Consider the following 11,291-nt stretch of genomic DNA (forward strand, 5'->3'; position numbering starts at 1 on the left):
TTCTTGTCATTATTGGATGTAGTTGTTTTAGTGGTGGCTACGGAGGCTTCTGCTAATTCAATAAAAAGCCTTTCAAACGAAAGGCTTTTTACATAGACCCATTTGTTTTAAATCCTTTTAATGATAGGCAAGTTCCTAAAATATTATAAATGCATATTATGAAGTTAGCGTACCCCGCCATTTTATTCTAAGAGCAGCCTTTGTTTTTTTGATGTATTCTCGACTAATCAGAAAAACTCCTGATTTTGGTTGAAATCAGGAGTTTTTTTCCGTTCATATCAAAAGATTTGGAGGTAATTTATTTATTACATAACCCTAGTCAACTTAAGTTGACTGAAAGTGCCTTAAGGCACGTATAACTTTATGATCAGGGGATAGTTTTTTCTTTTTGGGAGTTATAGCAGGAAATAGCATGTTGCATTTGAATACTAGTAGTATGCTCTTAAAATGAAGATGGAGGCTAGTATGATGCTGGTAAAAAAGATGTTAAATGGCATTATGATGAAAGAAATCACCATTAAAGAATTAGCTGATCAGTATGATGTAAGCACTCGTACCATTCAATTAAAGATTAAGAAATTAGGCTATGAATGGGACAGTAAGGAAAGTATTTATCGCTATGTTGGAGAAAAATCAGAGCCTTTAGACGTTGATTTTAGTACACTTATCTCTAAAAACAGTAAAATGCCAGCAGAACAAAAGCAAGCTAATAACGAAGTAGCAGCTAGTACTAGCTATGTAAATGAAAGTGAAAGTACTAACGATAGCTTTGAAAAAGCTAGTACAAATGCTAGCAAAGTAGATGCAATTGATATCTTGTTGCAAAGTCCAAAAGATCGGTCTAAAAGAGTATATCGAGGGTTCTATTTCGATGGTGATGTTTTAAGTATTATTGATCAAGTTCCCAAGAGCTATAAATCTGAATTGGTAAACGAAGCTTTGAGAAAAGTATTTAAAGAAAAAGGATTATTAGATTAAAAAAATCACCTACATATAAGGTGATTTTTCTTGTTTATTTTACAAATAGGGTTTGCAAAAATGTAGGATTTGGTAGAAAATTAGACATAAGAAAAAGCCCTCAAGTTTTCGCCGACTCGGAGGACTTTTTCTAAAAAATATTAAGAAGGAATTAACCTTTTAAGAAGAGATTAACCTTCAACTACATAACTTTATAAAATTATTCTACCACAATAAGGTTAGTTCCTTCCACAAAAAAATGGAGGAATTAAAATGAAAAAAGCATTAAATGAAGCCGAAAAAAAAGCCAGAATAAGAGATTCTAAGCTAGAAGAGTTAATCAACCAAGCAGAAGTTGGTCTTTCAGCAGATCAACAAAAAACATTATTAGAAATCTTACATAAAACTACTGGAGATAATTATTTCATCGGTAAGCGAAAGAAAAAAACTGATGGGGTGAGATTTGTGCAAATACTTATGGAAAACTATAATTATTTAAGCCAAATAAAATACTTGTCTAATGCACAAAAAGCATTTTTATTAGATTTAGTTCCTTATGTTGAATTTAAAACGAACATCCTTATAGAACGCCCTGAAGAAGATTTAGAAGAGATAAGCGAGAATTCAGCTTCACCTAGTTATTTAGCTAAAAAATTAGGACGTGAGAGAGCTAAAGTTTCTAAAATGATGAATGAACTAATGAAGCTAGGTATCTTAGCTGTAGCAGAAACTGGAATGACAACGGAAGATGGTAGGGTATGTACTAGTAGAACTTGGTTTGTAAACCCTAATATTATGTGTTGTTCGGCAAGGGATGATGTAGATAAAGCAACTCAAAGAATCTTTAAACGTTCTTTAAAAAATTTTAAAGTAGAAGGAAGCTCTAAAAAACATAATTTACCGATATATTTATTTTAGAAGCAAGGGAAAATTTCCCCTTGCTTTTTTCATCTTATACTTTATTTACATTTTTTAGGTGTGTCTTTTTGGACACACAGGTGTGTCTTTTTGGACACACCCTTCCTCCTATAAACGTTGATATAATAACATTCTTATACTTTCCCCTTCTCACTCTATTTAAATAGCAATTCGCTGATAGAATTGCAAGGGTCTTTTTATACTTTTTTCGTTAGAAAAAACATATTAAATTATGGCTATTTTCCATACAAGGTTCGAGTAGTATTTTTTAAGAAAATCACTTAAAAAATCTCCACTCTTTTCTCCTTGTATGGAAAATTTCGGCAGGGTTGGTTATATCGCCAAGCCGAACATACCCAAAACGAAGTTTAAGATGCTCGGCTTACGAAGGCCATTATACCTGCCGAACCGCCAGAACAACTGTCCAAAATTCTACTCTTTTTCATAACGTATCTACACTATTTTTAAAGCCAGCCTCACACCCCAAAACGAAGGCGGCCACGTGATTTTAAAATATAAGTCTAGATCCTCTTTTAAAAGGAACTTTTCTTTTATATATCGAATGACATATCATAGGACATAGCAGGAGGTTGTGCGATATGTCAGGTGACACAAAGAAGCAGCAAAAGGTTTATACAGCAAGGGAAGTCGCTACCCTTTTAGCGATACAGAACACTACTGTTCGTAAGTATTCTCAGCTGCTTGAAAAAGCAGGGTACCATATCCATAAAAATGAATTGGGCCACAGAGGTTTCTTTGATAAGGATGTAATTGTTTTACGTAAGATTAGAGAGTTGATAAAGCACCCTGATATGTCACTGGATCAGGCTATAAATGCAGTAATATCAACGGTTGGCGAAGACGATGTGTCAGACCGTGACACAGAAGAATTAGTGACATATCAGGGGACACAACAGTATGAGCAGTTACTAAAACAATTTGAAGATTTTAAAGAAGAACAAATGAAATTTAACCAAGAACTTCTGAAACAGATCCAACAAAGAGATGAGTATATTTCAAAGAAATTAGAGAATAGGGATCGTGAACTTTTAGATGCTGTTAGAGGGATGCAGGAGACTCAAAAATTTATTGCTGCCGGTGAAGAAAAGAAAAAGAAGTGGTGGGAATTTTGGAAATAAAAAAAGACTGCTAAATAACTAGCAGTCTTTTTTTATTTAAATGAGTTGTTTCCGATAACATCTTAATCTCTACTTTAATTATAACCCTATTTGAAAATTATTTATAGACTGTTTTTCCACTCATGTCCGGCCTTATACTGTTATACGCAAGTCAAAAAGTATAAAGGGTGTGGCTATATGAATGAGAAGAAAAATGTCTTAGATCCTGGTCCGTTTTTCCATGGTACTAAAGCAGAACTAAAAATTGGAGATCTGCTTGAACCATTGTATTTATCTAATTATCAGGATAAAAAATCTAACCATATCTATTTTACTGGAACATTAAACGCTGCTAAATGGGGTGCTGAATTAGCAAGATCTAATTCAAAAGAGAGAATTTACGTTGTAGAACCCTTAGGCGATTTTGAAAATGATCCAAATTTAACTGACAAAAAGTTCCCTGGAAACCCAACACGTTCTTATAGATCTAAATCTCCCTTGAAAATAGTAGCTGAATTAGGTTCATGGGAAAGACATTCCGATGAAGAAATAAATTATATGCTTACATCTTTAAAAAAGTTAAGTGAAGAAGGAAAGAATGTAATATACGATTGATTCTCATATGAGAGATAATGTCTTGATTCCTCGAGTAAACATATAGCATACCTACAATGAAGGCCGCCTTATAAATGGATATATAATAGGCAGCCTTTGTTGTGAATATGACTTGAAGGAGGAAACCTTTATTAATAAAAATAAAAGTTTTCTATTGATGGCCGTCGTAATCAATATTGCTATATGGATCTTCGTTCAGGAACAAATGACAAATGTAAAAGCTGACCATGCTATTCTATCCATCAACCAACCAAAGATATGTGAATAAATATTGGAGGTCTGTCAACGGTAAATCGCAAGACCGTCAGGTCGAGAATTTAAGGAGTTGATAGACTTACTAAACCCCAAACCCTCTTGGCACTCAAACAAACACGTTTGTTTGACGCCAACCGGCGAGGGAGCCCTCCGATGAAACGGAGGGTTGGGTGGTTAAATGGTTTTTATTCAGGTGATCTTTTTGAAATAATAAGGTTGCAAATTTGATGAACAGGTACAACTCTTTTCATACATTCACTAAATTCAAGAGGATAATTCTTAGCGCATTCCTCGCAATTAGGAATTTGAACTTTTCTGTTTGGTCTTTTAGGCGTTGGTTTTAATATTTTTATAGAATTTTGATTGATACATCTATGATCATAGTCTATATGGTGTAATACAAATTTTTCTTTGTCTATAGTTTTATCACACCATGCACATACACCGTTAGACAGTTTAAAGTGAAATTCTCTTGTGAAGGGATGTTTTTGCATTCGTCTACTGAAATTTTTCCATTGGTTTTTATAATCTTTGTGTTTTTCACTAGCTTCTAATGAGCTCATTTTTGGAATTAATTCTTCTCTTTTAGGCATTATATATACTCCTTTTATAAATTTTGAATTTATAAAAGGAATTTATCATTTTTTTTAAGTCTTACCTACTCTTAGGTAAGACTTTCTGTCTTTGGGTTTTGATTTTTATCTCGGTGTTTCTACCGAGATACCGACGGTAGGAGGAAGCTCTTAGGCCTCGCAGAGCGCGCTCCCAATTTTATCGAAGATGGAAAATTGGTGTAGTGCGTTACACCAAATCTCAAATTGTGGTATGCTAGACCCAAGTACAGTGGTCGAAATGGGGGATTGAGGGATGGCCAAATATGGGATTATCCGCATGCAAAAGTTCCACAAAGACGCAATATTGGGGATCCAGAAACACAACCAACGAGAAGGCGAGAACAGTAAAAATAAAGACATCGATTCAACCAGAACGATGCTCAACTATGACTTCGTGAATGAGGATAAAATTAAGTATCATGAAGAAATTAAAAAGATGACGGCCACCCGTGTGAAACGAAAAATTCGGAATGATGCGGTCCTGGTGGCAGAGTTCTTTATATCGGCCAGTCCGGAGTATATGCATGCGATGTCGCCAGACGAGCAGCGCAAATATTTTGAAGCATCACTGGATCATATAGCCGGTAAGTATGGCCAGCAGAATATTTTATACGCCGTGGTACATAACGATGAAGCGACGCCACATATGCACGTGGGGTTTGTTCCTATTACGGATGATCGACGCTTGGCGGCGAAAGAATACTTCCATGGGAAAACGAAGATACGTAGAATCCAAGATGACTTTCACAATTACATGAACAAACGTGGCTATGATATTGAGCGTGGCGAGCCGAGCGAGCTGCAGCATAAAAGTGTGCATGAGTTTAAGAAACAAGAACGCGAAAAAGAGCTAAAGCATCTGCAACAATTAGTGGCTCACAAGGAAAAAGAGCTTCAACAGATGGACAATTTAGTGGAGTTGAAATCAGCACCACCCGTTGAGATACGCAGCGAGAGACGGATTGAAGAGTTATGTAGCCAACCAATTGAAGTAGAGGCGGCCAAGAGTGTCATGGGTTCCAAAGTGAAAGTAGAAGAATCAGATTTTCATGAGCTTATGAGTCTCACAAAAGAGCTGCAGCAAACGTTGGCGGCCGAACATGAGCGTACCCATGCGTTGAGCTACGAGCTTGATCGTTATGAAAAAGAGAACAAGACACTGAAGAATGATTTGGATGAGACAAGGCAAGAATTAGAGGTATATGTGGCGGATCAAGACGGCCAAGTGGAAAAGGCGAAGAAACAAATGCGCCAGAAGCTTGTGCGTGATTTCTCAGCTGAACAAAAGGAAAAGCTCAAAGATGAGGTTAAGAGAGAACTAGATACGCAATATGAGGCTCATATAGGCTCTCTAAGCGATAATTTGACAATTGAGAAGCAGAAACATGAGAAAACGAAAAAAGAGCTTGTACAGGCAAATGAATTGAATGAGAGCTTAACGAAAATGAATTTGGGTTATATAAAGGATTATGTACCAAAAGAAGAGCTTGAAAAAGCGCATAAGCAGGTTGATGAGCTAAAAGAAGAGAATAAAACATTAAAGGCCTGGAAGGAAAAAGCGTTGAATTGGATTGATAAGAATGTTGAAAAGATGAAGCAGATTTCGTTCTTCCAATATGTTGGGGGGATTCAGAAGCGTAATAAGAGGCAAGATCAAGAAATGGAAAGATAATAAAGATTAATATGAAATTTAGCTAAGAACAGCAAGCATAAGAGCAATTTGGGTGACCAGCACCTCTTTTATACTAGAATCAGTACATGTAGAGTGTTGATCCAGTAAAAATAATAGTTCTCTGTTGAATAAGAAAAATTCATTTCTGGTTAACATAATGTTTCTCCTCCTATTTTTATGAGCATAAAAAAAGCTATCTAATTTCTATGAGCATTGGCTTTACATAGAAATTAGATAGCTTTTTAAAAGGGTTCAAACGTATAACAAATAACGAAAAGATTGCTGCAAATTAATAGTAGCATCCTTTTTTTATAAATACTATATTATTCGTTAATAAGGTGTGAGAAGAGTTATATGAATAATTAAAAGGCTTGAAATGAGGAGTTAAAGAAGAGCATAAAAAAAGCTATTTCAATCGTATTGGCATCGGAGTGAAATAGCTTTTTCTATATTACATTCAAGAGTGTTCTGGTTCGTCATGGATATCTTTATATGTGAAGTATATCACAAACTTTTTTAGTTGTGAAGATTAAAATCAAAATTTGTATGACAAGTTTTGATTTTAACATAAAATTCCGTTGTATAAGGACATTTGTATACTGTAAAATATTTGTATGAACACAAAAAGGTAAAACAAATACAAGGTTGATCGCCTTTAGAATGATCAACCTTGTATTTGTCTTGCTATTAAAAGCAAATGGGTGAGGGGAATATTGGAGTCTCATAAAGTGATCTTAAAAGAAGCTTTAACCGTTGAGATTGAAAAAGAGAGAAAATGTTTGATTGAAACGGCATTTAAAGAGGGGTTTACAAGTAATAACACGGTAGAGATTAGTCAATTTATTGATGAGATGTTAAATGAATTAGAAAAGATTAAATAGAGCTATTAAAGGCAAAAAAGCAACCTCGGCATTGGCCAATGAACGAGGTTGCTTTTTTTGTAAGGGTTTGTTCATACGTATCCGAAGTATGAAACATAAGCAGATTACCATGTTCTGTAATTAAAGACTATTTTTAATGTGTTGCTATATATAAAAACTAAAAAGCCACCTCTTGAGTGTGTGGTAAGAGAGGTGGCTTTCTAGTTACATTTACTAAGGTTAAATGAAATCCAACTTGGGAAATCAGCTGGACTGTCACTATAACATGTTCATATAAAAAATCAATTATTTAGAGGTTGAGGCATATGAATAAAAGGTGCACTTTTTATTCATTCTTTCACTAATCGCTTACTGAAAAAACGTTGGTCTATCAAGGATGTATAAAAAGCTGCATACTCCGGAAAAAGAACCCTCGGCGGAACCGTTCTGCGACAAGGGTTCTTTTTTGTCGTGTCTTCCGGAAAGAGACATTATGTTAACTACAGATGTATACGATATACAGCCGAAAAAGAGAAAAAACTCCTGTGCCTATTCAGAAGTTTTTTCAGAGGTTATGCTACCCAAGATGATGATATCCATCATCTTGGGTAGTTTGCTCAAAATGCTGTAGTTTATTCCTAACAAGGGTTTTAAAACAAGTTTATGTATGTCTAATCGTACATTCGAATAATATGACAGTGGATTTAATTTGAAATAATAGGGGGAGTAGTAATGATTAATGAACAGGTTCAAAAACTAGTAAATAATTTAATTCAGATTGAACACGTTTCATCCACTCTATATTTAGCTATGTCAAACTATATGAATAAATTGAATTACAGGGGTATGGGTACCTGGCTAAGATTACAATCAGAAGAAGAAAGAACCCATATGTTAAAACTTATCGATTACCTGGTTGATCGTGGAGGAACTGTTGAATTAAGTTCTTTACCAGCACAGCCAACTGAGTATGGAACACCCTTAGAAACATTTCAAAAAGTCTTAGAACATGAAAAATTTGTAACTAATTCTTATCGTCAAGCTTATGAATATGTTAACCAGGCAAATGATCAGCAAACGTTGATCATTATACAAGAATTCTTAAGAGAACAAGTTGATGAAGAAGCTCAGTCACAAACAATTGTTGATCGTTTACGACTTGCTCAAAATAATGCTGCTGCTATTCTTATGTTAGATCAAGAACTAGGTCAAAGAAAGCCAGCTGGACCTACTGGAGGAGCTGCTGCAGGAGCTTAAATGTTCTTCTTATAATTCGTTTTATGTTAACTAAAAGTAAACATATATGTGCAGCCGTAGAAAACATCGTGTTCAAAAGAATGAACACGATGTTTTAATGGTTTTTTTCAATTTGTATCTTTTAATCTCATAACTTTTCCGTCTGCACTTAGTTCTACTTCGTATCTAATTTTAGAGATGTCTTTCCATTCACCTCTTCCAAAGAATTGAGGATTTAATAGGAAAACGCCTGTTTCTTTTTTGATTAGAATATTCTTTTTGGTTAACTGATTAACTGCATTAGTTACTGATTGTTGTTTAATCCCTAAATTCTCAGCTACAATTCGTTTATATCCTGAGTTAATGATGATAAATTGTCCTTTATTTGCATAAGTTACGCCTTTGATAAGCTCATATAATACTTTGCTTATCCATCCTTGTATTTCTGCTAACACAATAATGTTGTCTAAATATACTTTTATATAATCTGGCTCTTTTCCATAGTTAAAAGAAACACTCGTTGTTTCTTCCGTTATTTCTCCGTTCATATCAACTACTTTTGTTGTTTCCACTTTTGATATCTTAGCCACATTACCCACCTCTATCATTTTTTACCATTTAATATATTTTTATCTTAACTCATATTTAAGTTATTATCAACTCTTTATTAGAGTTGAATTAAACTCTTTTATGGTGTTATTTCTAACCCTTGATTTTTTTAAAAAAACAACTCTTTAAAACAGTTATTTTTAACTCATATACGAGTTAAAAATAACCCTTATAAGAGTTAAAAATAACTCGTATATGAGTTATTTTTAACATTTTAAAAAGTCTTATAAACATTGATATATCAATGTTTATAGCAATATATGAAAATCTTTTCTCTTCTTTTATTTTTATTATGTACTTTGTTTTACCAAAAGGATATCTCTAAGCAAAAAGCCTTAAAACGTTTTTATTTTAAGGCTTTTTGCTTCTTATAAGAGTGTTTATGTAAACTAAAAATGTATGGAGTATACATCTTAAAAATAGAAAAAACCTATCTCTTCCCAATCCAAAGAGGTAGGTTTTTTCTGCTCTATTGCAGTAAGGATTTTCGCTGATGCCTCACGGCGTCTTGTGTAGTTTGCTCAAAGTTCAAATGAAAAATTCTTAATTTAAGTCCTTAATATTAAAAACTATGCATAAAGTATAGGGATGAAAAAGTTATTCTGTCTTTGAGCCTCAACTTTCAAAATAACTTAGAAAGTGAGAGGGGATGATAAGGTTGAAGAAAACGTGGATCATTACACAAGATGAGAAAGATCAATACTTTGTTGATACTATAAATAGAATTCAGAAAAATGTTGAAGCCTTAAGGGAAATGGCAATAGAGAACAAGGAACAGAGCGTTGAAGTATCTTGTATGAGGATTCTGAAGGATTTGAAGGCTCTCAAAATTTATAGATAAATAAGCATCTTTCAGGGGCTAAGGGATGGTTATTTTGTTTTGCGACTATCTATAATTTTCATTATGTTAATTAAACATGTATACGATATAGATCTTAAAAAGAGAAAAGCCACTGGCGTATTACCAGTGGCTTTTTTATGTTCCGTTCTTATAAAGAACAGATCACGTTGACTTTAGTAGTTTGTTCCGGTTATGATTTTTAATTCATATAAAAAGCAAATAACCCAAGAATAAATGTATTCATGGGTTATCTACTAGTTCAATCTATAAGCACGTGAGGTCTTTATAAATCATATGCCTGTTTTTAAAGTTCTATGACTTGATGTTCATAAAAACAAACTACCCTTCGCCCTACCTAAGTCGTTTAGAAAGGTATCAAAGTAGTTTGTTAGGTGTAATGGAGGGAGAGTAGGTTTTTTGTTATGTACTAAACCTGTTATTTTGGCGGTGGTAATAACAGGTTCAGGGTGGTAGGCACCTCTTCCTTGTACAAGGATACTTCATTCTATGTAAAACTTTTTAAAAGGCTTGTACGATTGTCTATATATTAATAATTAATTTGAGCTTGTATATTTTAGGCGAGCATTTTTATTACTTGTACATATTATAAAAATATAAAGTGCGGGGTGGTGAAGATATGGGCTTTTTCGGTGGTTACAGAGGTGGCTGCGGTTTTGGATGCGGCTATGGCTATGGTGGTTACGGTGGTTACAGAGGTGGTAGTTTTGCTATTATTGTTGTTCTGTTTATATTATTAGTTATTGTTGGTTGTACTTGCTTTAAGGGTAGTTATTAATAAGTAAGTAAATGAAGTTTATAAGGCTCTTTTCCTCATTAATCCGATGGAATAATGAATTCCATCGGATCCTATTTCTAATAGAATTTTTGTAAACTAGTTTGATAGATATTTAAACATTAAATTCTTATTTTACATAACATATAACAAGTCTTAATTTAAACATTCTACTTTTATGTCAAAGGGGATTAACAGCAACCACCATAGCCATAACTACCGTAGCCATATGGGGATCCATAGCCGTAACCACCGTAGCCACCGTATCCATATGGAGCTCCATAGCCATAACCACCATAGCCATATGGAGAAAGTAAAGAACCGGCTAATAAACCACCAGCTAACCCTCCTACAAAGGGACCACCAAAACCAAACCCAGGTCTTCCAAAGCCGAAACCTGGACGACCGAAACCGAAACCGGGTCTTCCAAAACCAAATCCAGGTCTCCCAATAAACCGTTCATCTGCATGGTTTAACTGATTTTCCTGAGAATATAAACTAGGTAAAAAGTGTATTTCTGAATTCATAAGCGCAACCTCCATTTTTCTTATCAAATTAAGAATATGCATTTACCTAGTTTGCTTCTTGGGTTAGTGTCCCTGTTTTGTGAAAGATAAGTAAAAAGTAGTAGTTTTTAAAATAAAAACCACAATTTTAAAAACTATTACGGTCAGATTCAATACTAGTGATCTTATTTAAGAATTAAACATGCTCATAAATATTTACGGATACATACAATACTTTAGCCCATGTAAATTATGTTCCTACTCCTTTAGTTTTACTCAAACCTTATAAAAGGAGTG

Annotated in this window: 12 protein-coding genes; 9 read left to right on the forward strand and 3 right to left on the reverse strand. The window is 34.1% G+C overall.

Features of this window, described 5'->3' with window-relative positions:
* The first annotated feature begins 465 nt into the window (after nucleotides 1-465).
* The 4 genes from ACFX4E_RS28010 (at nucleotide 466) to arr (ending at nucleotide 3,608) form a co-directional block, all read left to right on the forward strand.
* Nucleotides 466-978 carry a hypothetical protein gene (locus ACFX4E_RS28010; RefSeq protein WP_377259971.1) on the forward strand — a complete coding sequence of 171 codons (513 nt, stop codon included), beginning with the start codon at nucleotides 466-468 and terminating at the stop codon, nucleotides 976-978.
* A gap of 252 nt (nucleotides 979-1,230) precedes the next feature.
* Nucleotides 1,231-1,875 carry a MarR family transcriptional regulator gene (locus tag ACFX4E_RS28015; RefSeq protein ID WP_377259974.1) on the forward strand — a complete coding sequence of 215 codons (645 nt, stop codon included), beginning with the start codon at nucleotides 1,231-1,233 and terminating at the stop codon, nucleotides 1,873-1,875.
* Between the two features lie 599 nt (nucleotides 1,876-2,474).
* A complete protein-coding gene (locus tag ACFX4E_RS28020) occupies nucleotides 2,475-3,014 on the forward strand; it encodes a DUF3967 domain-containing protein (protein ID WP_377259977.1) in 540 nt (179 codons plus the stop codon).
* 177 nt (nucleotides 3,015-3,191) lie between these two features.
* Nucleotides 3,192-3,608 carry an NAD(+)--rifampin ADP-ribosyltransferase gene (gene arr, locus ACFX4E_RS28025; protein WP_377259980.1) on the forward strand — a complete coding sequence of 139 codons (417 nt, stop codon included), beginning with the start codon at nucleotides 3,192-3,194 and terminating at the stop codon, nucleotides 3,606-3,608.
* 440 nt (nucleotides 3,609-4,048) lie between these two features.
* On the opposite strand, the gene ACFX4E_RS28030 is transcribed toward arr, so the two are convergent.
* Nucleotides 4,049-4,456 carry a hypothetical protein gene (locus ACFX4E_RS28030; RefSeq protein WP_377259983.1) on the reverse strand — a complete coding sequence of 136 codons (408 nt, stop codon included), beginning with the start codon at nucleotides 4,454-4,456 and terminating at the stop codon, nucleotides 4,049-4,051.
* Nucleotides 4,457-4,730: 274 nt separating this feature from the next.
* Between ACFX4E_RS28030 and mobV the strand changes: the two genes are divergently transcribed.
* From mobV to ACFX4E_RS28045, 3 genes are all read left to right on the forward strand, one after another.
* Nucleotides 4,731-6,149 (forward strand): MobV family relaxase, encoded by a 1,419-nt coding sequence (mobV, locus tag ACFX4E_RS28035; RefSeq protein WP_377259986.1) that lies wholly within the window; start codon nucleotides 4,731-4,733, stop codon nucleotides 6,147-6,149.
* A gap of 713 nt (nucleotides 6,150-6,862) precedes the next feature.
* Nucleotides 6,863-7,030, forward strand: coding sequence for an aspartyl-phosphate phosphatase Spo0E family protein (locus ACFX4E_RS28040; RefSeq protein WP_047749689.1), 168 nt, complete (start codon nucleotides 6,863-6,865; stop codon nucleotides 7,028-7,030).
* A gap of 714 nt (nucleotides 7,031-7,744) precedes the next feature.
* Nucleotides 7,745-8,266 carry a ferritin gene (locus ACFX4E_RS28045; RefSeq protein ID WP_377259994.1) on the forward strand — a complete coding sequence of 174 codons (522 nt, stop codon included), beginning with the start codon at nucleotides 7,745-7,747 and terminating at the stop codon, nucleotides 8,264-8,266.
* Nucleotides 8,267-8,373: 107 nt separating this feature from the next.
* Here ACFX4E_RS28045 and ACFX4E_RS28050 read toward each other — a convergent pair whose 3' ends face one another.
* On the reverse strand, nucleotides 8,374-8,835 hold the full coding sequence (locus tag ACFX4E_RS28050; RefSeq protein WP_047934302.1) for a replication/maintenance protein RepL: 462 nt from the start codon (nucleotides 8,833-8,835) through the stop codon (nucleotides 8,374-8,376).
* A gap of 677 nt (nucleotides 8,836-9,512) precedes the next feature.
* Here ACFX4E_RS28050 and ACFX4E_RS28055 point away from each other — a divergent pair.
* Entirely contained in the window at nucleotides 9,513-9,695 is a 183-nt protein-coding gene (locus ACFX4E_RS28055) for a hypothetical protein (RefSeq protein WP_377259989.1), read from the forward strand.
* Between the two features lie 637 nt (nucleotides 9,696-10,332).
* Nucleotides 10,333-10,491 (forward strand): YjcZ family sporulation protein, encoded by a 159-nt coding sequence (locus tag ACFX4E_RS28060; RefSeq protein WP_377259992.1) that lies wholly within the window; start codon nucleotides 10,333-10,335, stop codon nucleotides 10,489-10,491.
* A gap of 188 nt (nucleotides 10,492-10,679) precedes the next feature.
* On the opposite strand, the gene ACFX4E_RS28065 is transcribed toward ACFX4E_RS28060, so the two are convergent.
* Nucleotides 10,680-11,015 carry a hypothetical protein gene (locus tag ACFX4E_RS28065; RefSeq protein WP_057242662.1) on the reverse strand — a complete coding sequence of 112 codons (336 nt, stop codon included), beginning with the start codon at nucleotides 11,013-11,015 and terminating at the stop codon, nucleotides 10,680-10,682.
* Between the last annotated feature and the right edge of the window lie 276 nt (nucleotides 11,016-11,291).

Origin of the sequence: Priestia sp. YIM B13491 (assembly GCF_042787605.1) — a bacterium.
In the GTDB taxonomy this organism is placed as follows: Bacteria; Bacillota; Bacilli; order Bacillales; family Bacillaceae_H; genus Priestia; species Priestia megaterium_E.